General features: G+C 72.1%; 18 protein-coding genes and 3 pseudogenes. 11 read left to right on the top strand and 10 right to left on the bottom strand.

Annotated features, from left to right (window positions below):
* Window positions 1-63 precede the first annotated feature (63 nt).
* Entirely contained in the window at window positions 64-1,257 is a 1,194-nt protein-coding gene (locus RM590_RS02480; protein WP_311702643.1) for a sialidase family protein, read from the bottom strand.
* A 132-nt stretch (window positions 1,258-1,389) separates the two neighbouring features.
* Complete coding sequence (locus RM590_RS02475) at window positions 1,390-2,343, bottom strand: glycosyl hydrolase (protein WP_311702642.1); 954 nt, start codon at window positions 2,341-2,343, stop codon at window positions 1,390-1,392.
* A gap of 94 nt (window positions 2,344-2,437) precedes the next feature.
* Between RM590_RS02475 and RM590_RS02470 the strand changes: the two genes are divergently transcribed.
* Both RM590_RS02470 and RM590_RS02465 read left to right on the top strand, forming a co-directional pair.
* Window positions 2,438-3,439 (top strand): hypothetical protein, encoded by a 1,002-nt coding sequence (locus RM590_RS02470; protein ID WP_311702641.1) that lies wholly within the window; start codon window positions 2,438-2,440, stop codon window positions 3,437-3,439.
* A 117-nt stretch (window positions 3,440-3,556) separates the two neighbouring features.
* Window positions 3,557-3,925 (top strand): annotated as a pseudogene (locus RM590_RS02465) (VOC family protein).
* Between the two features lie 20 nt (window positions 3,926-3,945).
* On the opposite strand, the gene RM590_RS02460 reads toward RM590_RS02465, so the two are convergent.
* The 3 genes and pseudogenes from RM590_RS02460 to RM590_RS02450 form a co-directional block, all read right to left on the bottom strand.
* Entirely contained in the window at window positions 3,946-4,302 is a 357-nt protein-coding gene (locus tag RM590_RS02460) for a sigma-70 family RNA polymerase sigma factor family protein (RefSeq protein ID WP_394813762.1), read from the bottom strand.
* Between the two features lie 14 nt (window positions 4,303-4,316).
* Window positions 4,317-5,033, bottom strand: a pseudogene (locus RM590_RS02455) (NAD(P)/FAD-dependent oxidoreductase); the annotation flags it as partial.
* A gap of 112 nt (window positions 5,034-5,145) precedes the next feature.
* Window positions 5,146-7,128: an APC family permease gene (locus tag RM590_RS02450; RefSeq protein ID WP_311702640.1), complete on the bottom strand. Its 1,983-nt coding sequence runs from the start codon at window positions 7,126-7,128 to the stop codon at window positions 5,146-5,148.
* A gap of 439 nt (window positions 7,129-7,567) precedes the next feature.
* Between RM590_RS02450 and RM590_RS02445 the strand changes: the two genes are divergently transcribed.
* On the top strand, window positions 7,568-9,166 hold the full coding sequence (locus RM590_RS02445; protein WP_311702639.1) for a glycoside hydrolase family 43 protein: 1,599 nt from the start codon (window positions 7,568-7,570) through the stop codon (window positions 9,164-9,166).
* Window positions 9,167-9,237: 71 nt separating this feature from the next.
* Window positions 9,238-10,248: a hydroxyacid dehydrogenase gene (locus RM590_RS02440; protein WP_311702638.1), complete on the top strand. Its 1,011-nt coding sequence runs from the start codon at window positions 9,238-9,240 to the stop codon at window positions 10,246-10,248.
* Between the two features lie 36 nt (window positions 10,249-10,284).
* Here RM590_RS02440 and RM590_RS02435 read toward each other — a convergent pair whose 3' ends face one another.
* The gene (locus RM590_RS02435; RefSeq protein ID WP_311702637.1) at window positions 10,285-10,893 is read right to left on the bottom strand and encodes a hypothetical protein; all 609 of its coding nucleotides are present in this window, start codon (window positions 10,891-10,893) and stop codon (window positions 10,285-10,287) included.
* Window positions 10,894-11,217: 324 nt separating this feature from the next.
* Between RM590_RS02435 and RM590_RS02430 the strand changes: the two genes are divergently transcribed.
* The 6 genes from RM590_RS02430 to RM590_RS02405 all read left to right on the top strand — a co-directional run bounded on the left by RM590_RS02430 (window position 11,218) and on the right by RM590_RS02405 (window position 20,967).
* Window positions 11,218-12,237, top strand: a complete 1,020-nt coding sequence (locus tag RM590_RS02430) for a glutathione S-transferase family protein (RefSeq protein WP_311702635.1) — start codon at window positions 11,218-11,220, stop codon at window positions 12,235-12,237.
* A gap of 521 nt (window positions 12,238-12,758) precedes the next feature.
* Window positions 12,759-13,001: a hypothetical protein gene (locus RM590_RS02425; RefSeq protein ID WP_311702634.1), complete on the top strand. Its 243-nt coding sequence runs from the start codon at window positions 12,759-12,761 to the stop codon at window positions 12,999-13,001.
* Between the two features lie 182 nt (window positions 13,002-13,183).
* Window positions 13,184-13,993: an HlyD family efflux transporter periplasmic adaptor subunit gene (locus RM590_RS02420; RefSeq protein ID WP_311702633.1), complete on the top strand. Its 810-nt coding sequence runs from the start codon at window positions 13,184-13,186 to the stop codon at window positions 13,991-13,993.
* A complete protein-coding gene (locus RM590_RS02415) occupies window positions 13,990-16,326 on the top strand; it encodes an NHLP family bacteriocin export ABC transporter peptidase/permease/ATPase subunit (RefSeq protein WP_394813761.1) in 2,337 nt (778 codons plus the stop codon). Before RM590_RS02420 ends, RM590_RS02415 begins: the two co-directional genes overlap by 4 nt.
* Window positions 16,327-16,435: 109 nt before the next feature.
* Complete coding sequence (locus RM590_RS02410; RefSeq protein ID WP_394813773.1) at window positions 16,436-19,303, top strand: NHLP bacteriocin export ABC transporter permease/ATPase subunit; 2,868 nt, start codon at window positions 16,436-16,438, stop codon at window positions 19,301-19,303.
* 122 nt (window positions 19,304-19,425) lie between these two features.
* Window positions 19,426-20,967, top strand: a complete 1,542-nt coding sequence (locus RM590_RS02405; RefSeq protein WP_311702631.1) for an RNA polymerase sigma factor — start codon at window positions 19,426-19,428, stop codon at window positions 20,965-20,967.
* Window positions 20,968-20,988: 21 nt separating this feature from the next.
* On the opposite strand, the pseudogene RM590_RS02400 reads toward RM590_RS02405, so the two are convergent.
* The 3 genes and pseudogenes from RM590_RS02400 to RM590_RS02390 form a co-directional block, all read right to left on the bottom strand.
* A pseudogene (locus RM590_RS02400) lies at window positions 20,989-21,883 on the bottom strand (IS982 family transposase).
* Between the two features lie 124 nt (window positions 21,884-22,007).
* On the bottom strand, window positions 22,008-22,943 hold the full coding sequence (locus RM590_RS02395; protein WP_311702630.1) for a GNAT family N-acetyltransferase: 936 nt from the start codon (window positions 22,941-22,943) through the stop codon (window positions 22,008-22,010).
* Window positions 22,944-23,142: 199 nt separating this feature from the next.
* Window positions 23,143-23,652 (bottom strand): helix-turn-helix domain-containing protein, encoded by a 510-nt coding sequence (locus RM590_RS02390; protein ID WP_311702629.1) that lies wholly within the window; start codon window positions 23,650-23,652, stop codon window positions 23,143-23,145.
* A gap of 246 nt (window positions 23,653-23,898) precedes the next feature.
* On the opposite strand from RM590_RS02390, the gene RM590_RS02385 reads away from it, so the two are divergent.
* A complete protein-coding gene (locus RM590_RS02385; RefSeq protein WP_311702628.1) occupies window positions 23,899-24,831 on the top strand; it encodes an alpha/beta hydrolase in 933 nt (310 codons plus the stop codon).
* 4 nt (window positions 24,832-24,835) lie between these two features.
* Here the strand turns inward: RM590_RS02385 and RM590_RS02380 are convergent, their stop codons facing one another.
* Window positions 24,836-25,918: a helix-turn-helix domain-containing protein gene (locus RM590_RS02380; protein ID WP_311702627.1), complete on the bottom strand. Its 1,083-nt coding sequence runs from the start codon at window positions 25,916-25,918 to the stop codon at window positions 24,836-24,838.
* Between the last annotated feature and the right edge of the window lie 28 nt (window positions 25,919-25,946).

Below are 25,946 nucleotides of genomic sequence, written 5' to 3'. Positions count from 1 at the left end.
CGCGGCGTCGCCGCTGCCGCCGATCGGGCCGGTGGCGTAGTAGGGCTTGCAGATGTCGCCGTCCTAGGCGGTGGCGATCTGGAGCACCCGCCGGCCGTCGGCGGAAGGAAGCAGCGGGGAGCTGTAGTTGGGGCAGTAGTTGGGGACGGGATTGTCCACCGCGACCGGCGCCTCGATGTCGTACCAGGGGCCGGTGCCGTTCTCGGTGTTGACCAGGATCGTGCGGCCGTTGTCCGCGGCCGGGGTGCCGTCCCGGTTGAGCAGCATCTGCCCGATCAGCAGGATCCGGCCGTTGCCGCCGCTCTCCGGCGAGGGGGCCCAGGCGATGGTGGGTGTGGCGCGGAAGTACCTGCCGTCGACCGTCTCCGGCCGGTACCCCAGGTGCGCGGGATCGCCCCAGTTCCAGCCGTCGGTCGAGGTGCGGAAGTGCACCACGCACTGGTACTGGCCGCCCGGATTGCAGATCTCGAAGCTCATGAAGTAGGTGCCGTTGGGCAGTTGGCGCACCACCGGCATGCCGGGCCGGTCCTCGGACCAGGTGCTCGCCACCGTGTCGTGGTGGCCGCTCCAGTGCACGCCGTCATAGCTGCGGGCGGCGACGAGCTTCTGGCTGTGTCCCGGGTCGGTCTCGTCGGCGTAGTGGCACACCAGCGCGCCGTCCGCGGCGATGGAGAACTCGGGCTCCCACAGTCCGCCCGTTCCCGTCGCGGTGGCGCAGGAGGAGAGGTAGGACCAGGTGCGCCCCACGTCATTGCTGCGCCAAATGCGCAGCGCCATGCGCCGGTTCGCCTCGTCCTGACCGGCGGAGGAGGCCCACAGCAGCGTTCCGGCCGACAAGTCGCCGATGGGGCTAGGGAGTTCGTACAGGGTGGCGCAGCACAGACCCTGGCCGGCGGCTGATTCGGGATCGGCGACCGTGCCGACCTGGCGGAACGTCGCGCCGTCGTCGGTGCTTTCATGAATGGCGCCCAGACCGTTGCCGCCCTGGAACGTCACGACGCTGGCGAGAACGCGGCCGTTGGCGGCGCCGTTGTGCGCCAGGCGGATGGCGCGCGGGTAGAGGCCGGTGTCGTCCCGCAGCGGGGTGCCGGTGGCCGCCGCCCGGGCGGCGGCGGGCGGCTCGGAAGGCGTGGGGGCCGGGGCGGCGTCGTCGGCGGCGGCGGACGCGCCGAGCAGGGTGGTCCCCAACGCCGCCAACAGCGCGCAGACGCATACCAGTAGGGCTCGGGCCCGGCGACGGGCGGGTGTTCTGGGCATGGGCGACCTCCCATCGATGCGGTCAGGTGCAAGCTGCCGCAGATTTACATCGATGTAAATACCCAGGAACAAACTTTTCCCCGCAGGGGCGCGGCAACTCGGCCCCTCGACGACGGAGTTGAGTCGGCCCGTTCAGCCCGTGGCGCGGCGCCAGTGGGGCAGTCCGTCCAGACCCACAACGCGCGGATTCCGGTACAGCGCCCGGATCGCGTCGCCGTCGTTCCGGTCGGTGACCACATCGGGCCAGGCCATGAACCACGACCAGCGGGGCTGGTCGGCCAGCACCTCCGCCGACGGCAGGTCGCCCACCTCGCCCAGGCCCAGCGGCCGGCCCTCGGCGAGGTCGAGCAGGGCCTGGTAGTGCTCCGGCTCGTAGTGTCCGCCGTAGGTGTCCATCGCCAGCACGTCCACCACGTCGTGCCCGGGGTAGTAGGGGGCGAACGGCCGCGCGCTGTCGTACGCCGCGTTGGGGCTCCACACCCAGACCAGGTTGCGCAGCCGGTGGTGGTGGACCAGCCGCCGGAACAACTGCCGCCACAGCGCGACCAGCCGCTCCGGCTGCCCGCCCCACCAGAACCAGCCGCCGTTCATCTCGTGATACGGCCGCCACAGCACGGGCACACCGGCCTCCTGCAACCGGCTGAGCACGGCGGCGGCCCGGTCCACCTGGGCGCACCAGCGGGTGTGCAGCGGGGAGCCGGGGTCGAGCACCGCGTCGAAGTCGGCCGGCGGCAGGTCGCGGATGATGCCGCCCTCGAAGTCGACCGGCTCGTCGTCCGCCGGGCAGACCGCGTGCCAGGTGTAGGTGACGACCGCGCCGCGCCAGTGCCAGGAGATCGCCTCGGCGGCGTTCGGCTCGCGGCGGTCGATCCCGTCCAGGGTGCCGGGCGCGGAGAACCCGATCTCCTGGCCCCACACCGCCGGAACGGAACCGGTCATCGCGGTCAGCCGTTCGGTCCAGGCCGAGCCATGAATCGGCTGGTTGTGCTGACCGGTCAGGGTCGCCCGGCCGCTCACCCGGTACAGGAGATCGAGCAGATCACGCGCATTCGAACTGGCGTCTGGGGCGACCAAGGGGAACGGCATGTGCTCACGGTAGTCGAGCGGCGCCGGGCCCGGCTTGCGGGCCCTGTGCCGCTGGCGTTCACTCAAGGTGAGGGAGCGCTTTCAGGGAGGCATTATGCGTCGCTCCGCACGGGATTCCGGTCCGCCCCGGGACGACGACCACGATGTCGCCGGCTGGAAACACTCGGCCTGGTCACAGCGCGCCGCCGCGAAAATCGCCGAGCTTCAGTCCCAGCTCAACAGAATTGAGAAGATCGGCCTCGCGGAGCCCGACATCGCGATCGCCGAAAAGACCAGATCGCATTTGCGCGCCGCCCGGGACGCGGTGAGCCGGCGCAGTGGAATGTGGGCGCGGATGGCCGGCTACACCACCGACCGCGCCTTCGCGAACATTCACCGGGCCGAGGTCCAGCTCCTCCATCTCACCCCCGAGGAGGATCTGCGCTGGCGCGGCGCCGTCGTTCTCGCGCAGGCCCGCCAGCATCTGGGCGCCGCGGATCCCCGGCTCCAGATACTGGAGGCGCGGCTGGCCAGCACCAAGAACGAACTCCATCCGACGCTACGGGACTTGGCCGTCACCACGCTGCTCGCCGCACATGATGCCGAGGAGACGGAAACGGCCCGGGTGCGCAGTTTCCGCAACATTCTGGCGGCCTCGGTCCTGGTGACCAGCGTGATCGCGGTGCTGCTGCTGGTGTGGGCCTACGTCAGCCCGACCGCGCTGCCGCCGAATCTGTGCGCCGCCGACAGATGCCCCGTCAAATCGGCGCCAAGCGGCAGCGATGTGGCGCTCGTCGAATTCGTCGGCCTCGGCGCGGCGGCCCTGGCCGGCGCCGTCTCGCTCCGCTCCATTCAAGGCACCGCGACGCCCTATTCGGTCCCCATGATGCTGGTGCTGCTGCGGCTTCCGGTGGGCGCGCTCTCAGCGCTCTTCGGAGTGCTTCTCATCAATGGCGAATTCATTCCCGGCCTCACTCAGCTCGACAGCGGTTCCCAAATCGTCGCATGGGCCATCGCCTTCGGCATTTTCCAGGAGGGTGTGACCCGCATGGTCGACCGGCAGGGCGACGCGGTCCTGACCAACGCCCGTGGCTCCGAACGCGGTTTCCGCACCTAGGGCGTGCTTTGGATCCTCGACGTGGGCCGTGGCCGTCGTCCAAGACCTGTGGGTCGGCAAGCAGGCGGCGGCCTCTAGTGTGCATCGCGAAGGTCCACCGATCGGCCCGGAGGTGCCATGTCCCTGCGGATGAAGTTGACCGCGATAAGGCTCGACTGCCCTGATCCGCTGGCTCTGGCGGCGTTCTACCAGCAGGCCACCGGCCTCGAACCCCACCCGAAACCAGACGCCGACTTTGCCGGGCTCACCCGTGAGGACGGGCTCTTCATCGGCTTTCAGCGGGTCGAGGACTATCAGGCTCCGCGCTGGCCTGACCAAACTGTTCCCCAGTAGTTCCACCTCGACTTCGCGGTCGAAGACCTGGACGAGGCCGAGGCCCGGCTGCTGGAACTGGGCGCGGGTAAGCCGGATCACCAGCCGGGCCAGGACAGGTGGCGGGTCTTCACCGATCCGGCTGGGCATCCCTTCTGCCTGGTCAGAGGCTGATTGGCCGCTTGCGCGGTCGGCTAGGAGGCACTGTCGTCCGGACCGGGGGCGAGGGGGTGGACCGTCCGGGCGGCCACGGCGCGGAGCTTGTCGGGGTTGGCGACGTTGTGGATGGCGGCGACGCGGCCCGTTTCGTCGAGGTCGAGCGTGAGCGTCGAGATCACGCGCTCGTCGCCAGAGAACACCAGGCCCGGGGCGCCGTTGAGTTCGACGAGTTCCACGGTCATGTCGGCCGGAGCGGTGCCCTCGTAGGGGCGGGCGGCGACGCCCATGAACCAGGCGGCCACCCGCTCCGCGCCGGTGAGGGGGCGCATCGCCTGGCGCACCTTGCCGCCGCCGTCGGTCCACAGCGTGACGTCGGGGGCGAGCAATTGCATCAGGGTGTTGATGTCGCTGCCGCCGCCAGCGGCGACACGCGGACCCCGCTGGTCCACAGCACCGCATCGGCCGTGACGCTCTCGCCGTCCGCGCACTCCACGGAGCCGGGCAGCACCTTGGCGATCTCGGCGCCGTTGCGCACCCGCACCCCCATCCGCGCCAGCGCGGTGTGCAGATACGCGCGGGCCTTCGGCCCCATCGCCGCGCCCGGTTCCTGCCGGCCCAGCAGCACCACGTCCAACTCCGGGTGCTGCTCGGCGATTTCGGTCGCCGCCTCGATGCCGGTCAGCCCGTTGCCGCACACCGCGACCGTGCCGGCGCCCAGCTCGGCCAGCCGCTTCGCCAGCAGCTCGGCGCCGTGCGCGTCGGTCAAGGTGTAGGCGTGCTCCTCGACGCCGGGCACGGCGCCGGTGTCGGTCACCGCGCCCAGCGCGTAGACGAGCGTGTCGTACGGCAGCGTCCGTTCGTCGTCCACCCGGACGGTGCGGGCCGCGGCGTCGATGCCGGTGACCCAGCCGCGCTCGAACTCCACGCCGGTGCCGGCCAGCAGCCTCGCGATGCTCAGCTCGGCCAGCCGCTGCCCGGAGGCGATCTGGTGCAGCCGCAGGCGCTCGGTGAACCGTTCGCTCGCGTTGACGACGGTGATCCGCACATCGCCGCGGCGCTTGGTGCGCGCCGCCAGGTTCACCGCGGCGCTCAGGCCGGTGTACCCCGCGCCGAGAATCAGGATCCTGTTCACCGTGCTCTCCTTTCCGTATCCGCTGACGACCACGAGACGTCGCGGACCGGGCCGGGCGTGACCGTGTATGACGCAGGTCACAAGCGGTCCGGAAGGGGAGCGTTCAACCCACATGTATCCGCGGCCGGCGGCCGGGGTCGTGCTCCGCGCGGCGCAGCACTTCGCGGGCGACGGGCGCGACTTCGCCGTCGCCGAAGATCAGGAAACGCAGCAGGTGGCCCAGGGGGTGCCCCTCGGTCCAGTTGAAGTAGGCGTGCGGAACGGCCCCGGTGCGGTCGCGCAGGTGCAGCAGCACGGCGGCGATGGTGTTGGCCACGACGGGTCCGTCGACGCGCAGCACGCGATAGCCGTGGCGGTCCTCGCCCTGGACGGTGACATCGGCGGTGAAGTCGGAGGAGTCGCGCACCGTCACCTCCAGGAAGAGCAGGGGGCCGCCGCCCGGGATATGGGTCTCCTCGCGCTGGCTGTACTCCTTCTCCCGGTACTCGTTCTCGTCGCGCTCGTCCGGCTCGTTGGCGATGATCCGCAACGGGCCGCTCGCGGCGGCCTCGTCGATCATGCGGGTGGCCGTGGCGTCCAGCGTGACCGCGCCGGCGCGGAGTTCGAAGGCGCGGTGGACCCGGGAGCCGAAGGAGGTCAGCAGGATGGCGAGGATGAACAGCGAGGCGATGCGCAGACCGTCGGGGCGTTCGATGACGTTGACGACCAGGGTGTAGGCGAAGACCGCGGTGATGACGCCGAACCCGATCGCCGCCGCCCGCTGCCGGCGGTGGCGGGCGGCGATCGTCGCGGCGAAGGAGGCGGAGACCATCAGGACGAGCACGCCGGTGGCGTACGCGCCGCCCTGCGCGTCGACATCGGCCTCGAAGAGGATGGTGATGGTGAAGGCGATCGCCACGAACAGCAGCACCAGGGGCCGCACGGCGCGCGTCCACTCCGGCGCCATGCCGTACCGGGGCAGATAGCGCGGCACGAGGTTCAGCAGGCCGGCCAGCGCGGACGCCCCGGCGAACCACAGGATGGCGATGGTCGACACGTCGTAGACCGTGCCGAACGCCTCGCCCAGGTAGTCGTGGGCCAGGAAGGCCAGCGCGCGGCCGTTCGCCTCGCCGCCGCTCTCGAACTCCTTCTCCGGGATGAGGAGCGTGGTGGCGAGGCTGGAGATCAGCAGGAAGCCGCTCATGATCAGCGCGGCGGCGGTGAGCAGCTTGCGGGTGTCGCGGATGCGCCCGGCGGGGCGTTCCTCGGTGTCGGTGGCGTCGCCGCGCACCTGGGGCATGACCGCGACGCCGGTCTCGAAGCCGGACATGCCCAGCGCCAGGCGGGGAAAGACGAGCAGCGCGACGCCGATCATGATCCACGGCGAGGAGTGCTCGGCCGTCGCCGCCTGCCACCAGTTGTCCACGACGACCGGGTCGGCGGCCACGTGCCAGGCGGCGGTGAACAGGACGACCAGGTTGAGCGCGAGGTAGCTGGTGACCAGGACGACCGCGACGCCGATCGCCTCCCGGAAGCCCTTGAGGAACACCGCGCCCAGCGCGCTGATCAGGACCAGCGTGATCCACACGTTGCCGTCGTGCATCCAGTGCGGCGCCAGCGGGTTCTCCACGGCGTGCGCGGAGGCGTCGGCGGCGGACAGCGTGATCGTGATCATGAAGTCGGTGGCCGCGAAGCCCAGCAGCACCAGAACGAACAGCTTTCCGGCCCACCACGGCAGCAGCCGTTCCAGCATCGCTATCGAGCCCTCGCCGTGCGGACTCTCCCGCGCCACCCGGCGGTAGACCGGCAGCGCCCCCAGCAGCGTCAGCGCGATCAGCACCAGCGTGGCCAGCGGCGAGAGCAGGCCGGCGGCCAGGGCGGCGATGCCCGGCTGGTAGCCCAGGGTGGAGAAGTAGTCGACGCCGGTCAGGCACATCACCCGCCACCACCGGTGGCCGCGGTGCTCGGCCGGCCGCGTGCCGTGTGGGCCCGGATGGCGCGCCGCGCGTTCGCTCAGGCCCTCCAGCAGCCAGGCGCGGCGGCGACCGGGAGACGACCGCTCCGCCCGGGACTCCTGGTCCGGGGCTCGCGTCTGGGTGTCGGACATAGGGCCCGCACCTCCCGTCGTCACGTTCTCAGCGGCAGGCAACGAGGAGCGAGTATGACCGACCCGGACCCCTCGCGCAGCGGTGGCACAGTCGGATCGCGAGGGGCGCGCGGGGGCTCGCGCACGGGTCCGGACCGGGCCCGGTCAGCCCAACTACCGGCGGGAGCATGGCCGATGACGGGTAGGGGAACGGACGACGGCGGGCCCGGCCGGGCCGGAATTCCATACGGCTCTTTAACGCCGCCCCGGCGCGCGTGGCGCGCGGCCGCGCGTTCCAGCGGGCCGGCGGCACACCTCGGTAGGAGACGTTTTCCCTCCGCGCGTTCCCTCCGCCGTTCCACCCTCCGCTCCGGCCGGGGCCGGTCCCCGGCGTCCTTCTTGACCAGCCATCTAGTAAACGATTACTTTCACGGGGCGCCCTACTTCTGCGGAGGCCCGGATGCCAGCCCATGGCTCGATGATCAGCAACCCGGTGCTGCCCGGGTTCCGCCCGGACCCCTCGATCCTTCGGGTCGGGGCGGACTACTACCTGGCGACGAGCACCTTCGAGTGGTTCCCCGGCGTGGGGCTGCACCACTCCCGGGACCTGGTGAACTGGCGGCCGATCGGGGCCGCGCTGACCGAGACGCGGCTGCTGGACCTGCGGGGGGTGGCGGACTCCGCGGGGGTGTGGGCGCCGTCCCTGTCACACCACGCGGGGCGGTTCTGGCTGGTCTACAGCATCGTCCGGCACGTCGGCACGGCCTTCAAGGACGTCGACAACTACCTGGTCACCGCCGAGGACATCGCCGGTCCTTGGTCGGAGCCGGTGTTCCTCAACTCCTCCGGGTTCGACGCCTCGATGTTCCACGACGAGGACGGCCGCCACTGGGTGGTGAACGTGGAGTGGGACCACCGCCCCGACCACCCGTCGTTCGGCGGCATCGTGCTCCAGGAGTACGACGCGGCGGCCGGCCGGATGACCGGGCCGGTCACCACGATCGCCCGCAAGGAGACGCTGATCGAGGGCCCCAACCTCTACCGCCGCGACGGCTGGTACCACCTGATGCTCGCCGAGGGCGGCACCGGCTGGAACCACGGCATTTCCATGGCCCGTTCGCGCCGTCTGACCGGCCCGTACGAGTTCGACCCGGAGCCGGACGTGCTCACCTCCCGGCACGACCCGGGCCTGCCGCTCCAGAAAGCCGGCCACGGCGAGCTCGTCGCCACCCCCGACGGCCAGTGGTACCTGGCCCACCTCGCCTCGCGCCCCGAGAAGAGCCCCGACGGCGAGCCGCGCTGCGTCCTCGGCCGCGAGACCTGCCTCCAGCCCGTGACCTGGACGCCGGACGGCTGGCTGCGGCTGGCCGACGGCACCACCACCGCCGCCGTGACCGTGCCCGCCCCCGCCGGACTGCCCGCCCACCCCTGGCCCGCCGAGCCCGCCCGCGACGACTTCGACTCCCCGGCGCTGTCGGTGGAATGGAGCTCGCTGCGCGTCCCGGCCGAGGCCACCTGGGCCACCCTCCATGAACGCCCGGGCTTCCTGCGGCTGTACGGGCGGCAGAGCCAGCACTCCCTGTTCGACCAGAGCCTCCTGGCCCGCCGCGTCACCCACCGGCGGGTGACCGCCGCCACCCGGCTGGAGTTCGGCCCCGATCGCTTCTCCCAGTCGGCCGGGCTGATCGCCTGGTACGACACCTCCACCTACTACTACCTGCGCGTCACCCACCATGAACGGCTCGGCCGGGTCATCGGCCTGGTCATCAACGACGACGGCGCCTACAGCGAGCCGGCCGACACCGTCCTGCCCTGCGGCGACTGGCCCCAACTCCACCTGCGCGCCCGCTTGAACGGCTCCGTTCTGGTCATGGAGGCGGCCCCCGCCGAGGGCGCGTGGCGGCAGATCGGGCCCGACCTGGACGCCACCCGGCTCTCCGACGACTACGGCAGCCGGCTGCGCTTCACCGGCGCATTCATCGGCCTGTGCGCCCAGGACCTGAGCGGCACCCGCACCCCCGCCGACTTCGACTGGTTCGACTGGGCGACCGGCGACTGATCCGCCGCCCCGCCGCCCCGGCACTTTCGCCCGCCATGAGAGATAACGTTTACCCCGAAGGGCTTTCCACCATGCTTGAGCGTCGTCCCTCGGCCCTGTTCGCGATGGAGGCCCAGCACCTGCCGCTGCTGTTCCCGCCGGATCTGCGGGAACGGCTCACCGCGGTGGCCGACATCGACCCGGAACTGGTCGTTTCCAACTTCAGCAGTGATCACGTCCGGTCACTGCTGTCCACGGTCGAGGTGCTGATCACGGGCTGGGGCTGCCCGCATCTGTCGCTGGAGGTCCTGGACGCCGCACCCCGCCTCCGCGCGGTGCTGCACACCGGCGGCTCGGTCAAGCACCTGCTGCCGCCGGAGGGCTGGCAGCGGGTGCCGGTCGTGTCCTCGGCCGCCGCCGCCAACGCGCTGCCCGTGGCCGAGTACACCCTGGGCATGGTGCTGCTGGCGGGCAAGGGCGTGTTCGCGCTGCGCGACGCGTTCCGCGCCCGGCGCGGCTTCACGCTGGGCGAAGTCCAGCAGAACGTCGGGAACTTCGGCCGCACCGTGGGCATCATCGGCGCCTCCCGCATCGGCCGCCGGCTGATGGAGCTGCTGCGGCCGTTCGACCTCGATGTCGCCCTGTACGACCCGTATGTGACCGAGGCCGAGGCCCGCGCGCTGGGCGTGCGGCCGGCCGGGCTGCCCGAGCTGCTGGCCGGCAGCGACATCGTCAGCGTGCACGCTCCCGCGACGCCCGAGACCACGCATCTGATCGACGCGGCCGCCCTGGCCCTCATGCGGGACGGCGCGGTCCTGATCAACACCTCGCGCGGCAGCCTGGTCGACACCCGGGCGCTCACCGCCGAGCTGGTCTCCGGCCGCCTGGAGGCGATCCTCGACGTCACCGACCCGGAGCCGCTGCCGGGCGACTCCCCGCTCTACGACCTGCCCAATGTGCTGCTGACGCCGCACATCGCCGGCTCGCACGGCAACGAGCTGCGCCGCCTCGGGCTGACCGCCGTCGAGGAGCTTGAACGCCTCACTTCCGGCCGCCCGCCGCTCCACCGGGTCCACCCGGCGGAGCTGCACCGGGCGGCGTAGGGCCCCTCTTACAGGGCGGCGTCCGCCGGGGCGGGGCTACATGCCGTCCCGCACCATGGCGGCCACGATGTGGACGTGGCGGTCGGCGGCCGTCTGCGAGAACTCGTTCTCGTAGTTGAGGCCGTAGGGCCAGAAGTGCCCGCCGCCGGTGGAGATCCTCGCGTTCGGGCCGTCGTACTGCCGCACCAGCGCCGTGGCCTGCGCGCCGCGCCAGGTGCCGCCGCTGGACAGGGAGGCCCAGCCCGAGCTCTGGCCCACGCCGATGGTGTGGGCTATCTCGTGCAGGGCGGTGCGTTCGGTCATATAGGCGCGATTGGCGCCGAAGCGGATGGTCCCGTTGATGTGGCCGTCCGCGGTGGGCACGCTCGGGTCGTAGCGCACGGTGATGGTCTTGCCCAGGTCGCTGAGCTGGTTGTAGCGGGCCACCGCGGCGTTCATGGCCGTGGTGATGAGCTGGTAGGCGGCGAGCTGGTCCTGGGTCGGGTTGCTCGCCCGTTCCAGCGTCCAGGTGATGGTGGCCGCCGGTGCCACCCGCGCCGGCGGGGCCGGGGCGGCGGCCGGGGCGGCGTGGGCCGCGTGGGGGACGGCCAGCGCGGCGGCGGCCAGCGCCGCGACGACGGCGTTCCGGAACCAACGTGTTGCCATGTCGCGTCTCCTCTGGATTCGCCGGGCCCGCGCCGCGATCCTCTTCCGGGGCTCCGCCGGCGCGCCGCCGGTCGGCCCGACGCGTCGGTCCACGATGTCGGCCCTTGTTTGATTCCGCTGTGATTCCGCGTTCAAAAGCACCGAAGCCGAACATCAGGTACCTGTCAACCGCGCGTGCGCCAGGGGGAGTTACCCGCGGCGCGGCCGGGTGGTCGGCACCCCGGCCCCGTGGAACAGTGGCAGGCGCGGAGCAGGCGCACATCCCTCTCGTCGCGCGTTCAGGACCACCTGCCACGTTCAGGACCGCCCACCAAGGAGCCCGGCATGAAGGTGTTCGAGACCCCCACCGAGGAACTGAAGCGGAAGCCCGCGGCGTTCACCGACCGGATCACCACGGACGGCCGCTTCGGCCGCGCGGCCGAGCCCGGCCGCTACCGCCTGGTCATCAACCGCGCCTGTCCCTGGGCCCACCGCGTGGTGATCACGCGCCGGCTGATGGGCCTGGAGGGGGCCATCTCGCTGGCCGTCACCGACCCGGTTCAAGAGATCATCGCGGACGACGCGCACTGGGTGTTCACCTCAGAGACGGGCAGCCCCGGCGGCAAGGATCCGGTGCTCGGCATTCACGCCCTGCGCGAGGCCTATCTGGCGCGGGACCCCGACTACACGGGCGGGGTCAGCGTGCCCGCGCTGGTGGACGTGACGACCGGCCATCTGGCGACCAACGACTTCGGCCGGCTCACCCTGGACCTGGCCACCGAGTGGGGCGGGCCGGCCCGGGAGGGCGCGCCGGAGCTGTATCCGGCGGCGCTGCGCGACGAGATCGACGCCCTGTGCGAGGACATCTACCGCGACGTCAACAACGGCGTCTACCGGGCCGGTTTCGCCCCGGACCAGGCGCGTTACGACGCCGCCGTGACCGCCCTCTTCGCCCGCCTCGACGCCCTGGAGGAGCGCCTCGCCACCCGCCGCTACCTCGTCGGCGACACCATCACCGAGGCCGACATCAGGCTCTTCCCGACCCTGGTCCGGTTCGACTCGGTCTACCACGGCCATTTCAAGTGCAACATCAGGAAGCTGACCGAATACCCGGCGCTGTGGGCCTATGCCCGCGACCTCTTCCAGACGCCCGGCTTCGGCGACACCACGCACTTCGACCACATCCGCACGCACTACTACTACGTCCACACGGCCATCAACCCGACGCGGGTCATCGCCGCCGGCCCCGATCCCCGGGGATGGCTGACCGAGCATCACCGTGCCGAACTGGGCGGCGCGCCCTTCGGCGCGGGCACGGCTCCGGGGCCGGTCCCGGCGGACGAACGGGTGCCCCCGCTGGGCTGAACGCTCCCTCGCCGCGCGCCCGTCGCGCCTCCCGCCCGCGCCCCGCCGCGCCTCCGCCGCACGCCCGGTGGGGGGCGCGGCGGGGCGTCTCGTGGAGGCGGTGGGGCGCGGACAAACTCCCTTCCGGAAATCTTCACGTCCGGCGCGCAAGCGGAGCGAATCTCTCCGCGATTCCTGACATGGCCGACATGGACCTGATGGGTGTTGTTATGCCCGTTTAAGATTCCGTACGGATGGCCTATCAGGCATGCCCATTGCCTGATTACGCGAAAAAGTTGGCGTACTTGGCAAGAGATGCCCGCACGTCGGTCACGCGAGGTGTTCCCGGGGCTCGCCGAGGTGGCCGCCGCGCTGGCCCGGACATCCGCTCACGTGCTTTTATCCTCCCGCTGCGGCAGTGGCGAATGAGGTGACCGGATTTCGGGCGCCGGGGCTGCCGTGGGAGTGGTCGGATCGCGTTCTTGTTGCGGCCTGCTCCCGTTTGAATGCGGAAAACTCCTATGAGTGAAGGGATATGCATCTTGCGTAACGACCTTGAGACCCGTGAGATCGCCGACACCGAGCTGGACGCCGTCGCCGGCGGCGTGGCCACCATCTCCGGCGGTCTGGTCGGTGCTGTGACCAGCGATGTTTCCAACGTCCTGAACTCCCTTGAGACGACCGGCGTTGTCACCACCCTGGTCGACCAGGTGGCCGGTCAGGCCGCGGGCATCACCGGCGTGCACGTCAACACGGGCGCCGTCACCGGTCTCGTCGGCCTCTGAGCGCGTTTACCGCCGACGGGCCGCAGCGTTCCGGTGCGCGCACGATCTGACGTGTGCGCGGGCGCGCCGGTAGAAATGACCTTGAACCCCGGAGCCCCCCGTTCCGGGGTTCATGGTCGCCCGCGGCCCCGGCCCTCGGCCCGTTCCGGGCCGAAACGAATGGCAGTTGAAGGAATAGCTCCGTGCAGTTTCGCCAAAAAGCGCTTTCCACACTGCGATCTCCCGAAGAACTTGATCTTCCCGTGCGTTTCGCCCGCCCGCAGGGCCGGCTCGTCCTGGTCGTCACCGTCGCCGTCATGGCCGCCGCGACCTGGTGGGCCCTCACCGGATCGGTGTCCGCCAAGGTGAGCGCGCAGGGCATCCTCACCCACGCCGCGGGCAGCTACACGACACAGAGCCCGGTCGCCGGACAGGTCACCCGCGTCCTTGCCGAGGAGGGCCAACTTCTGTCCCCGAACGACCCGTTGCTCACGGTCACCACGGCCGAGGGCGCCGAGCACGAGGTGACCGCCGTGGCCGGGGGCCGGCTCACCACTCTGGTCGTCACGGCCGGCGCGGTGATCCGGGCGGGCGCGGAGGTGGCGACGCTGGAGCAGGTGACCGACCCGGACGAACCGCTGGTCGCCGTCCTGTACCTGCCCCCGGGCAGCGGCTCGGCGATCCCCGTGGACGCCACCGTCGACCTGAGCGTCCAGTCCGTTCCCCGGGAGCGCTTCGGCGTGCTGCGCGGCCGGGTCGAGGCGGTCGGCCGCGCGCCGCTGACCGAGCGGCAGATCGCCGGTTTCCTCGGCGACAGCGCGCTCGCCGCCGAGTTCTCCCGCGAGGGCAGCCCGGTCGCGGTGCTCGTGCGGCTGGAGCGCTCCTCGACGACCGAGTCCGGGTACACTTGGTCCTCCGACGACGGCCCGCCGTTCGCCATCGCCTCCCGGACGCCGGTCACCGGCTCCGTGCACCTCTCCGCCGAGCGGCCCGTCGATTGGCTGCTGCCGTGACGGCCCCGCGCGAGGCGGGCCGGAAGGCGCCCGTTCAAGCTCCCGCACCGCGGCCCGCGCCCGCCGGGCACCGGCGGCACCGCCCCGCCGCCCGGGGCGCCGCCCGCCGCCGCCCGGAGGCGGCCACCGGGGGCACCCGGCGCCGCGCCTCGCGCGGCGGCCCCGCCGCGCCGCGCCGCACCCCCCGGCGCGTGCGCACCCCCACCGTGCTCCAGATGGAGGCGGTGGAGTGCGGCGCCGCCGCGCTGGCCATGGTGCTCGGCCACTTCGGCCGCTTCGTCCCGCTGGAGGAGCTGCGCATCGCCTGCGGCGTCTCGCGCGACGGCTCCCGGGCCAGCAACCTGCTGAAGGCCGCCCGCGGTTACGGGCTCGCGGCCAAGGGCATGCAGATGGACCTGGCCGCGCTCGCCGAGGTCCGCGGGCCCGCCATCCTGTTCTGGGAGTTCAACCACTACGTCGTCTACGACGGCATGGGCCGCCGCCTCGGCCGCCGGGGCGCGTACATCAACGACCCCGGCAAAGGGCGCCGGTTCGTGACGATGGAGGAGTTCGACACCAGCTTCACCGGCGTCGTCCTCGTCTTCGAGCCCGGCGAGGACTTCCGCCGCGGCGGCCGGAAGCCGGGCGTCCTGGGCGCCATGCCGGCCCGCCTGCGCGGCACTTCCGGCACCATGTTCGCCGCCGTGCTCGCCAGCCTGCTGCTGGTGGTCGTCGGCGCGACCGTGCCCGCGCTGAGCCGCACCTACATCGACATGTTCCTCATCGGCGGCCAGACGTCGCTGCTGGGCGTGCTGTTCGCGTCGATGGCCACCGCGCTGGCGCTCACCGCGACGCTCACCGCGTTGCAGCAGGCCAACCTGCTGCGCGGGCGCATCATCTCCTCCACCCTGGGCAGCGCCCGCTTCCTGCGCCATCTGCTGCGGCTGCCCGTCACGTTCTACTCCCAGCGCAACCCGGCCGACCTGGTCCAGCGCCTGCAGTCCAACGACGCGGTCGCCGAGATCCTCGCCCGGGACCTGGCCGCCGCGGGCGTGGACGCCGTCGTCGTCCTGCTCTACGCGTTCCTGATGTGGACCTACGACCCGCAACTCACCGCTCTCGGCGTGCTGATCGCGCTGGTGAACGTGATCGCCATGCGGATCGTGATCGGCCTGCGGGCCACGGGCACCCGGAAGCTGCGCGCCGACAGTGCCCGGCTCACCAACACCTGCTACAGCGGCCTGACGCTGATCGAGACCATGAAGGCCACCGGAGGGGAGAACGGCTTCTTCCGCCGCTGGGCCGGACAGCACGCCACCACGCTCGACGTGCAGCAGCGGCTCGGCGTGCCCAGCGCGTGGCTGGCGATCGTGGCACCCACACTGGCCGGATTCAACAGCGCGCTGATCCTGATGATCGGCGGCCAGCGGGCCGTTGAGGGGCATCTCACCGTCGGCCTGCTCGTCGCCTTCCAGACCCTGGTGACCAGCTTCACCGCGCCGATCGCCCGCTTGAACGGCGTGGCCGGCCGCATTCAAGATTTCGCCGCCGACGTGGCCCGCCTGAAGGACGTCGAGAACTTCCCCGTCGATCCGCTGTATTCGCGGCCCGAGCCGGCCGCCGACACCCGGCGCCTGAACGGCCATGTGGAGCTGGACAACGTGACGTTCGGCTACAGCCCGCTGGACGCCCCGCTGCTGAACGGCTTCTCGCTCTCGGTCGGCCCCGGGCAGCAGGTCGCGCTCGTCGGCGGCTCCGGCAGCGGAAAGTCCACCATCTCCCGGTTGCTGGCGGGCCTTTACACCCCCTGGGAGGGCACCATCCGCATCGACGGGACGCGGCTGGCCGACATCCCGCGCGGCGCGCTGGCCGCCTCCGTGGCCTTCGTGGACCAGGACGTCTTCCTCTTCGAGGGCACCGTGCACGACAACGTCACGCTGTGGGACCCCTCCATCCCCGAGGAGGCCGTCGTCGCCGCCCTCCGGGACGCCGCCGTGTACGGCGTCGTCGCCCGCCGCCCCGGCGGCATCCACAGCCGGGTCGAGCAGGACGGCCGCAACTTCTCCGGCGGCCAGCGCCAGCGCCTGGAACTGGCCCGGGCGCTGGTGCGGCGCCCCAGCATCCTGGTCCTCGACGAGGTGACCAGCGCCCTGGACGCCGTCACCGAGAACCTCATCATGGACAACCTGCGCCGCCGCGGCTGTGCCTGCGTGGTCATCGCGCACCGGCTGAGCACGGTGCGCGACAGCGACGAGATCGTCGTGCTGGACCGGGGCACCGTCGTGGAACGCGGCCGGCACGAGTACCTGGTCTCCGCCGGCGGCCCGTACGCCGACCTGGTCAAGGAGCGCTGAGGTGACGGCCGCCCACCACGACGCGGTGCTCGGCGCGCCGCCGCCCGAGCCGCCCGACCCGGTCGTCGCGGCCTTCGGCGAACTCGGCTCGGCCATCGACTGCACGGGCATGCGCAGCCTGTCCCTGGAGGGCGCGCACATACTGTGGCTCGTCGTCGGCGGCGCCCTGGACGTGTTCGCCGTGGGCGCCGAACAGCGCGGCCACCGCCATTTCCTGGGCCGGCTCGGCCCCGGCACGCTGCTCCTCGGCCCGGTCGAGGGGCCCCAACACACCCTGGTCGCCCGGCCGTTGCGGGACTGCTGGCTGCGCCGCGTCGAGCTGCGCGAGCTGTACCGCCCCGAGTACGGCGACCCGGCCCACGGCTACGACACCGGCAGCCACCCGCAGGTCGGGTACGACCAGGGCTGGCAGAACGGTCAGAGCTGGGACCCGAGTTGGCAGGGGGAGCAGGGCTGGTCCGGCCAGTCCCCGCAGGCCCAGGGCTGGTACGACCCGGCCGGCGGCCAACCGAGCCCGCTGGACGAGGCGTTCACCCTTGGCATCGGCCGCGGCCTGCGCGCGCTCTACCAGGCGCCGCTGGACGGCCGCGCCACCGTCGCCCCGGACGGCGGCGACGGCACCGACGACGACATCCTGTGGATGACGATGCCGCCCGGCGGCGTGGCCTACGCCGCCCCCGACGAGACCGGCGCGCCCGGCGTGCTCCTCATCGACCCCGGGGTCTGGCAGGGCCTGGTCGACCAGCAGTACCGGCTGCTGTCCGCCCTAGACCGCCGGATCGACCAGCTTGAACGCGCCCACGAAGACCGCACGGCGGCCGGAATCAAGGCCGGCGAGGCGGCCCGCGCCCGGGCCGACCAGGCGCTGCTGGCCAGCATCGAACGCACCGGCGGTGACCTCCACTCCGGCGCCGGGGACGACGCCACGTTCGCCGCCTGCCGCCTGGTCGCCCGCGAGGCCCGCGTCCCGCTGACCGAACCGGCCCGGGCCCGCGCCGTCACCGGCCCGATGGACCCCATCGAACGCGTCGCGCTCGCCTCCCGCGTCCGCTCCCGCGCGGTCCGGCTCACCGGGCGCTGGTGGCGGGAGAACACCGGACCGCTGGTCGGCCGGCGCGCCAAGGACGCCGCCCCCGTCGCGCTGCTGTGGCGGCGCGGCGGCTATGTGGCCGTCGACCCCGCCACCGGCGAGCGTCGGCGCGTGAACGCCGCCACCGAGGGCGAATACGAGCCCCGCGCCGTCATGTTCTACCGCCCGCTGCCCGACCGGCCCGCCAGCCTGCTGCAACTGCTGCGCTTCAGCGTCCACGGCACCCGCACGGAGCTGCGCGCCCTCCTGATCGGCGGACTGGTCGCGGTCGGCCTGGGCGCCCTGGTGCCGCTGGCCACCGGACGCGTGCTCGGCGAGTACGTGCCCAAGGGCGAGAACGACCTCATCACACAGGCCGGCCTCGCGCTCATCGCCACCGGCATCGTCTCGGCCGTTTTCATGCTGCTGCAGAACGTCTCCATCCTGCGCATGGAGGGCCGCATCGAGGCCACCCTGCAACCGGCGGTCTGGGACCGGCTGTTGAAGCTTCCCGCCGGGTTCTTCCGGGACCGCTCCACCGGTGAACTGGCCTCCGCCGCCATGGGAATCAGCGCCATCCGCCGCGTGCTGTCCGGCACCGGCCCGGTGTGCGTCCAGGCCGCCACGATCGGCACCATGAATCTGGTGCTGCTGCTCGTTCACAGCGTGCCGCTGGCGCTGGCGGCCATCGCCATGCTGCTCGTCATCGCCGCCGTCTTCCTGAGCCTGGGACTGTGGCAACTGCGGTACCAGCGGCGGCTGATCAAGCTCGGCAACAAACTCAACAACCAGGCGTTCCAGACCCTGCGCGGCCTGCCCAAACTGCGCGTCGCCGCCGCCGAGAGCTTCGCGTACGCCGCCTGGGCGGGGGAGTTCGCCCGCACCCGCGAACTCCAGCAGCGCGTCGGCCGGATCAAGAACCTCATCACGGTGCTCAACGCGGTCTGCCTGCCGGTGTGCACCCTCGTGATGTTCATGCTGCTGGCCGGCCCGGCCCGGGGCACCATGTCGGCCGGCGAGTTCCTCACCTTCAGCACCGCCATGACGATGATGCTGTCCTCCGTCACCCAGCTCACCGGCGCGCTCCTGTCGGCCGCCGCCGTGCTGCCGATGTTCGAGCAGGTCAGGCCGATCCTGAAGGAGCTCCCCGAGGTGCGCGCCTCCGGCGCCCAGCCCGGCACGCTGACCGGCCGCGTCGAGGTCCGGAACCTCTCCTACCGGTACAGCGACGACGGCCCGCTCGTTCTGGACGACGTCAGCTTCGAGGCGCGCGCGGGCGAGTTCGTGGCCGTCGTCGGACCCAGCGGCTGCGGCAAGTCCACGCTGCTGCGGCTGCTCATCGGCTTCGACAAACCCCTGTCCGGCAGCGTGCTGTTCGACGGCCAGGACCTGGCCGCGCTCGACCTGGCCGCCGTGCGCCGCCAGTGCGGCGTGGTGCTCCAGAACGCCCAGCCCCTCAGCGGCTCCATCCTGGACTGCATCCGCGGAGCCGAGACCTACTCGCTGGAGGAGGCGTGGGAGGCCGCGGCGCTGGCGGGCCTGGCCGAGGACATCAAGGCCATGCCCATGGGCATGCACACCATGCTGTCCGACGGCGGCGGCACCGTTTCCGGCGGCCAGCGCCAGCGGCTGATGATCGCCCAGGCCCTGATCCGCAAGCCCCGCGTCCTCTTCTTCGACGAGGCGACCAGCGCGCTGGACAACGAGGCGCAGCGCGTGGTCATCGAATCCACCCGCACCCTGCGCGCCACGCGCGTCGTGATCGCCCACCGGCTGTCCACCGTCATGGACGCGGACCGGGTGATCGCCATGCAGGACGGACGCATCGTTCAGCAGGGGCCACCCGCCGAACTGCTCGCCGACGCCGGCGGCCTGTTCTACGAACTCGTCCGGCGCCAGATCCGATGAACCCCGCCCGCGCGCCGCGCGCCGCCACCGCCGTCGGCCACCCGCCCCAACCGGGCGGCGCCCGGCCAAAGTTGACCCCCGAAGTCCGGGAAGACCAGCAGTCCGGGAAAGACAGGGAGCCCATGGCAGACCACAGGGAAGACCGCGGGAGCGAAGCGGGCGCCACGGACACCGGCGCGGGTGCCGCCGTCCCGCCACCCGACGCCGACCTCCTGACGCGGGTCCGCGCGGGCGACGACGCGGCCTTCGGCGAGCTGTACCGGCGCCACGCCCGGTCGGTGCGGCAGCACGCGCGGGGCAACGGCCTGGACTCCCACACGGCCGAGGACGTGACGGAGGAGGCGTTCGTCCGCACCCTGGAGGCGCTGCGGCACGGCGGCGGGCCCCGGAGTTCGGCGCGCGGCTATCTGCTGGTCACGGTGCGGCGGATGGCCGCCGGGTGGTTCGCGGGCAACCGCGAGGAGCGCGCCGTCAGTGACCTGGCCGGGGCCGCCGCTTCCGCGCGCGAGACGGCGCACCACTCCGCCGAGACCCGGGCCCTGGTCCGGGCGGACCGCAGCCTGCTCACCACCGCGTTCCTCAGCCTGCCGGTCCGCTGGCGGGAGGTGCTGTGGCGCACCGCCGTCGAGGGGCAGCCGCTCAGCCGGGTCGGCGACGAGCTGGGGCTGAGCCCGAACGCCACCGCCGTGCTGGCCCACCGTGCCCGGGAGGGGCTGCGGCAGGCGTATCTCCAGGCGCACATAGGCGAGTTGCCGTCGGAGGACGAGGACTGCCGCCGGTACGCGCACAAGCTGGGCGCGTTCATCCGCCGCACCTCCACCTCGCGCGGCCTGCGGCGGCACCTGGACTCCTGCGACCGCTGCCGGGCCGCCTATCTGGAACTGGTGGACGTGAACGCCACGCTGCGGGGGCTCGCGCCGTTCGCCGCGGCGGGCTGGTTCGCCACGGCGGCCCCGACGACGACGGCCGCCCCGCCGCTGGGCGGGGCCGCCGGGACGGCCGGGCTGGCCGCCCTCGAGGGCGCGACCGGAGGGGCGCTCGGAAAGTTCGCCATCGCCGCCACCCTCGCGCTGGCGGCCGGGCCCGCCGTTCCCGCGGGCGGGGCCGCCGTGCTCGGCCCGGACGCCGGGGCGGCGGCCGTGGCCGCGGCGCCCGAGGACCGCGTGGACCGGTCGGTCGCCGACCCCGCGGAGCCGGCGGACAACGGCCCGGCCGGACCGTCCGGGCAGCCCGGCGGGGGCCCGCCGGAGGACACCGGCCCTGACCCGGACGAGGAGTCCGCGGCGTCCTGCCCGCCGGTGGGGGAGAGCCTGACGGGCATCCTCCTGGGAGACCTCGGCTGCCCGGCCGGGGTGCCCCTCCTCCCGGGACTGCCGCTGCTGGTCATCGACCCGCCGGGCGGAACGGAGTCCGAGGGCCTGGTGCGGCTGATCCCACCTCACTCTGAAGGGCCCGACTCCTGGCCCGAACCCACCACGCCCGCCCTCGAGTTGGACGATCCCGACGTGAACGACCCGGACTTGAATGATCCCGATGTGAACGACGCCACCCCGGAGCCGGACGACTCCGAACCCGGAATCCCCGGGCTCCTGGAGGCGGACGACGACACGGCCGAGGACCCCGCCACGACCACCGACGAGCCGCTCATCTCCGTCGCGCCCTAGACGAGCAAGTCCGATCTCCGGTCAGTGGTCATAGGCGATCAGTGACCGGGTGATCGGGGCTTTGGCCGCGTTGTCGTGCCACATTGCGGCGGCCATCGCGAGGATGCGCTGAGCGACGCGAATCGCGATTCCGGCGCAGCTGCGGCCGCCGTGCTCTTCGAGGTCGAGCTGACCTTTGAGGGTGTCGTTCACCGACTCGATCAGCTGCCGCACTTTACTTGAGCATCGGTTCGCCGTAGCGGGCCTTCTCGTCCTTGCGGGACGGCCGCAGGAGCGTGATGCCATGCTCCTCCAGCAGCGTCTCGAAGGCTCGTCCGGCGAAGCCCTTGTCACTGATCAGCAGGATGCCATCGTGCTCGGTGACCATGTCTGCCTCGACTTCGAGCATCGAGGCCAGCACCTCGCGCTCGCCGATCTCCGGATCGGCCAAGGCCCACAGCATCGGCATCCCGGACGGAGTGCACACCAGATACAGTTTCAGCCCTCAGTAGAACCGCGAGTGGCTGGCGCAGTACCCATAGCCCGCCCATCCGGCCAGGTCCGGGCGCTTCACCGTTTGCCGCGACATCCCGCAGGGCACCGGGGTGGAGTCCACGATCCAGCAGTCGTCCAGCCAGAAGTCGCTCGACTTCGCCAGCATCCGGATGACTCGCTTGACCAGGCCGAGCGCGGACCGCAGCCGCTTGTTGTAGCCGGACTGCTGAGGCAGGTACGGGAACATCCCGGTGAGGTGCTTGCCGGCGTAGCGCAGCCAGTGCGTCTCGGAGGTGAAGCCGAGCAGCGACTGGGCGAGCGCGACACACACGAGCTCGGAGTCGGTCAACACCGGGGGCCTGCCCAGCCATCGTGGTCCCGCCAGCTCGTCGTCGATCTTCACGTACAGTGCGGTCAGAAGGGTCTCGATGTCGTTCGTCACACAACGATCAACGAGACCCTTCTCCCTTTGCGCCCGCAGGACTTCGGACCTACTCGTCCAGCTCTACCAACCGGGGTGGGGAGGGGCCGCTCAGCATTCGTTACGGCGCGGGAGCGGCCCCCGCTCACAACCGGCGGGTGAACTCCTGGCGGTCGGCGAAGTTCTCGTAGCCTGCCCGTTCGAAAGCCACGATCATGGCGGTGTTGGCCGCATCGCAGTCGCCGCGGATCTCCTCGGCGCCCGCTTCGACCAGCAGCCGCGTGCCGCGGGCCACCACCGCCGTCGCGTAGCCGTTGCCGCGGCAGGCGGGAGACACAGCCACCAAGCCGATCACCGCCGTCGAGGGGTTTCGGGCAGGGAGGCTGATGGCAGCTGGCGTGCCGTCCGGAGCGTAGCCGATCTCCCACCACCGGGGTTCGTACGAGAATTCCTCCATGTCCGTGAAGAGGCTCTCCGCGGCACGCCGGGCGCCATGCCGGGCGACCTTGGCGGCGAGGTGGGCGTCGGCGCTGGTTGGCAGCGCCTCGGCGAGGAGGGCGATGAACGGCTCACGGCCCAGACTGGGCAGGGAACGCCAGTTCAACCGGTCATCATGCGAAGTGAGTTCCGCCCCGGAGCGGCGGCGAAAGCGGCGACCGTCTCGGGCGCGCTCGAAGCCCGCCAGACGGAGAAGCTCGGCGCGCCGTTCCGGCTCCGCCTGGAACTGCGGCGGCTGCGTCGGCGAGTCGATGACGTGCTCCAGCTCCGTGGCGCCGAGCGAGCCGGCCAGGGCGACGGCCTCGGCCAGCAGCGCCCGGCCGGTGGCCAGGCCCGGCTCGTCCCACCGCGTCTCAAGGAGCACCAGGGCCATCGGGACGTCGTTCCCGGGGAGGGTCCACAGCGCAGTGGCCGCGGTGAGCCGACCGGCCTCGTCCTCCGCGACTAGGCACCACTCCGGCCGGGTACATTTCTTGGCAAGTAGGTCGGTGAGGTAGGCGGCCGTCCCGGCGTTGCGCTCGGGCTGCTCGGAGTGCTGGACGAGGGCAGATAGTTCGTCTGGGCGCGCGATACGTATAGGCATCTACAGGATTATCCTTCTCTCGATGACGTAGCTGGACTTTGCATGAAACCGCCACCCAGTGGCACCGGCAGGCCTGACTATTCCTGCGTCAGACCCGGGCCTGCGGACTGGAGACCGTGGGCCTCCTGCGGCAGCGGTGGATCCCATAGCCGATTGGTGGTGGTCGTTGCCTAGCACAGGACGGTGCGGCGTAGGCCTCTCATTCCACCGGGTGGCGCACCACCAACACCCCCTCCACATCCCTCCCCACCGCCTCGTACAGATGCGGTACATCCGCCGCCCACCGGGCGTGGCCGCCCGGGCCCACCTCGAGCGGGGCGGAGGCGGGACCAACCCGGGCCGTGCCGCTAAAGACCAGCAAGTGCTCCTCCGTGCCCGTCACATGGGCGGCCGAGCGCTGCACCGCGCCGCCCTGAATGCGGATGCGATACACCTCCGACACCGCAGCCGCGTCCTGCACGCGGTCCGTCAGCACCGCGTGCACCGCCGCACCCTGCACCGGGGCGGGACCGACGACCGTGCTTAGCGGCGCCTCGAGGGCCGTGGTCAGCGCGTACAGCGTCTCCAGGGTCGGATTGCGCTGGCCCGTCTCCAGTTCCGAGAGCGTGCCCTTGCCGACGCCGGAGCGACGGGCCAGTTCCGACAGCGACAGGCCGCGGCCCTGGCGCAGACGGCGCAGCCGCGCGCCCATCTCCTGGGCCAGTTCCATAGTTTTCCGCCCCTTACTGCGCCGTTGATGCATTGGCCGTGACGCGACTAGCGTTCCACAAACAGAACGTTCTGTAAACGGAACGATCATGGCGATGCACACGCAACGCAGCGCAGGCGTGGGTTCGGACTTACTCGTCTGGGCGGGAACGACACCCCTCCGGTCCGGCGGGCGTCGGCCAACCCCGCCCCTTGATCCGACGCACGTCTGATGACCTCACGCGCCCCTCGGTGCAACGGTGTGCCCATGACGTACGCCTTCGATCCCGAGCTCGCGGCGGCGCTGGCGATGACGCCCGAAGTCGACATCACCGATCTGGCCGCCGCCCGCGCCGCCCAGGCCGCCGAACTGGCGGCCGCCACGGCCGCGACCGACATCTCCGGCGTGGACATCGCCGAGGTCAAGGCGTACGGCGTGCCGCTGCGCCTCTACCGGCCCGCCGCCGCCACCGGTCCGCTGCCCGTGGTCTACAGCGTGCACGGCGGCGGCTTCGTCCTCGGCTCACCCGACGTCGACCACGACTTCAACCTGCTGCTGTGCCGCGAGCTTTCGGCCCTCGTCGTCTCGCCCGACTACCGGCTCGCCCCCGAACACCCCTTCCCCGCCGGACTGGAGGACTGCTACGCCGGGCTGCGCTGGCTGGCCGAGGGCGACGCCGAACTGGACCTGGACCCCGGGCGCGTCGCGGTCCTCGGCGACAGCGCCGGCGCCTGCCTGGCCACCGGGCTGACCATGCTCGCCCGGGAACGCGGCGGCCCCGCCATCCACTTCCAGTTCCTCGCCAGCCCCTCGCTCGACGACCGGCTGACCACGCCCAGCGCCCGCCGTTTCACCGACACCCCGGTGTGGAACCGGCGCAACGCCACCCTCAGTTGGGCCGCCTACCTCGGCCCCCACACGGCCGGCACCGACTCGGTCCCCGCGCTGGCCGCCCCCGCCCGGGCCACCGCCGCCGACCTGGCCGGCCTGCCCCCGGCGTATGTGGCGGTGATGGAGTTCGACCCGCTGCGCGACGAGGGCATCGACTACGCCCGGACCCTGCTCGCGGCCGGGGTCTCCACCGAACTGCACCTGTTCCCGGGGACGTTCCACGGCGCGGGCATGGTCCGGCACGCCCATGTCGTCCGGCGCGCCACGGCCGAGACCGTGACCGTGCTGCGCCGGGTGCTGGCCCGGTGAACGGTCAGCCACCCGCCGCCAACCGCAGGGCGTACACGGCGAATTGGGCGCGGAACCGATCCCGCGGATCGCGCAGCCGCAGGCCAAGGGCCGCCTCCACCCGCGTGAGGCGGGCGGCCACCGAGCTGTGGTGCAGATGCAGTTCCGCCGCGGCCTGGCGCAGCGACCCCGTGCGGCAGAACGCGGCCAGCACCGCGACCGCCGACGCGCCGCCCTCGCCGTCCGCCAGCCGCGTCAACGCCCGTATGTCCGGCAGCTCGCGCAGCCTGGCCGCGGGCAACTCGGCCAGCAGGGCCACCGATCCGAGCTCGTCATGGCAGACCACCGCGTCGGCCGGCAGCCCTGCGGCGGCGAACCGCACGGCGACACGGGCCTGTTGCCACGACTCCCAGGCCCGGGACGCGGCCGTGCCGCCGCCGATCCCCACCCGCTGCCCGCCCCGCGCCACCGCCCGCACCGCCGCCACGGGCGACGCCCCGCCGTCCGGCGTCTGGAGCAGTACCACGCCCACCGACTCGATCTCCGCGACCCGCACCGTGCCCGGCACCGAGGCACGGGCCAGCAGCCGCAACGCGCCCGTCCGGCCCCCGTCGTGCTCCTCCCCGGCCACCACCATCACCCGCAGCGGCGCCTCCGGCACCAGACCCAGCAGCCGCAGCGCCCGGGTCCGGTCGGTGGCGGCCTCCCGCGCCGACAGCACCAGCTCGAACAGCGCCGGGTCGGAGACCGCCCGCCCCCCGGCGCGCAGCACGCCCGCCGCGATCGCCAGCCACTCCAGCACCAGATCGTCGAACGGGCCTGCGGCGCCCGGCCGTTCGAGCCACACCCGGCCCGTCGGGTGCAGCCGCACCTCCCCCGACACCCGCGCCGGCTCGCCCGCCAGGGCCTCGCCGTCCGGGCCGTAACGCAGGGTCCGCCCGCCGTCCAGTTCCATGCCCGCCGCGCACTCGGCGAGTCCGGCGGTGGACCGCACCAGGGACGCGGAGTCGACGCCGCCACCCAGGAGCGCCTGGAAGTGGGCGATCACGCGCACCGCGGCCGCCGCATCCGCGTCCAGCGAGGACAAGCGCAGCAGCAATCCCTTCATGGGCCGCAGTCTAGAAAGGACAGGGACG

The sequence above is a fragment of the Streptomyces litchfieldiae genome, assembly GCF_031845365.1.
Classification (GTDB): domain Bacteria; phylum Actinomycetota; class Actinomycetes; order Streptomycetales; family Streptomycetaceae; genus Streptomyces; species Streptomyces litchfieldiae.
The sequence above is the reverse complement of the archived record's forward strand: the minus strand, read 5'-3'. Positions and strand labels throughout refer to the sequence as shown.

Excerpts from the sequence above, each read along its gene's own strand:
- RM590_RS02480 (WP_311702643.1), bottom strand. The coding sequence starts at position 1,257 with ATGCCCAGAACACCCGCCCGTCGCCGGGCCCGAGCCCTACTGGTATGC.
- RM590_RS02475 (WP_311702642.1), bottom strand. The coding sequence starts at position 2,343 with ATGCCGTTCCCCTTGGTCGCCCCAGACGCCAGTTCGAATGCGCGTGAT.
- RM590_RS02470 (WP_311702641.1), top strand. The coding sequence starts at position 2,438 with ATGCGTCGCTCCGCACGGGATTCCGGTCCGCCCCGGGACGACGACCAC.
- RM590_RS02460 (WP_394813762.1), bottom strand. The coding sequence starts at position 4,302 with ATGCAATTGCTCGCCCCCGACGTCACGCTGTGGACCGACGGCGGCGGC.
- RM590_RS02450 (WP_311702640.1), bottom strand. The coding sequence starts at position 7,128 with ATGTCCGACACCCAGACGCGAGCCCCGGACCAGGAGTCCCGGGCGGAG.
- RM590_RS02445 (WP_311702639.1), top strand. The coding sequence starts at position 7,568 with ATGCCAGCCCATGGCTCGATGATCAGCAACCCGGTGCTGCCCGGGTTC.
- RM590_RS02440 (WP_311702638.1), top strand. The coding sequence starts at position 9,238 with ATGCTTGAGCGTCGTCCCTCGGCCCTGTTCGCGATGGAGGCCCAGCAC.
- RM590_RS02435 (WP_311702637.1), bottom strand. The coding sequence starts at position 10,893 with ATGGCAACACGTTGGTTCCGGAACGCCGTCGTCGCGGCGCTGGCCGCC.
- RM590_RS02430 (WP_311702635.1), top strand. The coding sequence starts at position 11,218 with ATGAAGGTGTTCGAGACCCCCACCGAGGAACTGAAGCGGAAGCCCGCG.
- RM590_RS02410 (WP_394813773.1), top strand. The coding sequence starts at position 16,436 with ATGCGCAGCCTGTCCCTGGAGGGCGCGCACATACTGTGGCTCGTCGTC.
- RM590_RS02405 (WP_311702631.1), top strand. The coding sequence starts at position 19,426 with ATGGCAGACCACAGGGAAGACCGCGGGAGCGAAGCGGGCGCCACGGAC.
- RM590_RS02395 (WP_311702630.1), bottom strand. The coding sequence starts at position 22,943 with ATGCCTATACGTATCGCGCGCCCAGACGAACTATCTGCCCTCGTCCAG.
- RM590_RS02390 (WP_311702629.1), bottom strand. The coding sequence starts at position 23,652 with ATGGAACTGGCCCAGGAGATGGGCGCGCGGCTGCGCCGTCTGCGCCAG.
- RM590_RS02385 (WP_311702628.1), top strand. The coding sequence starts at position 23,899 with ATGACGTACGCCTTCGATCCCGAGCTCGCGGCGGCGCTGGCGATGACG.
- RM590_RS02380 (WP_311702627.1), bottom strand. The coding sequence starts at position 25,918 with ATGAAGGGATTGCTGCTGCGCTTGTCCTCGCTGGACGCGGATGCGGCG.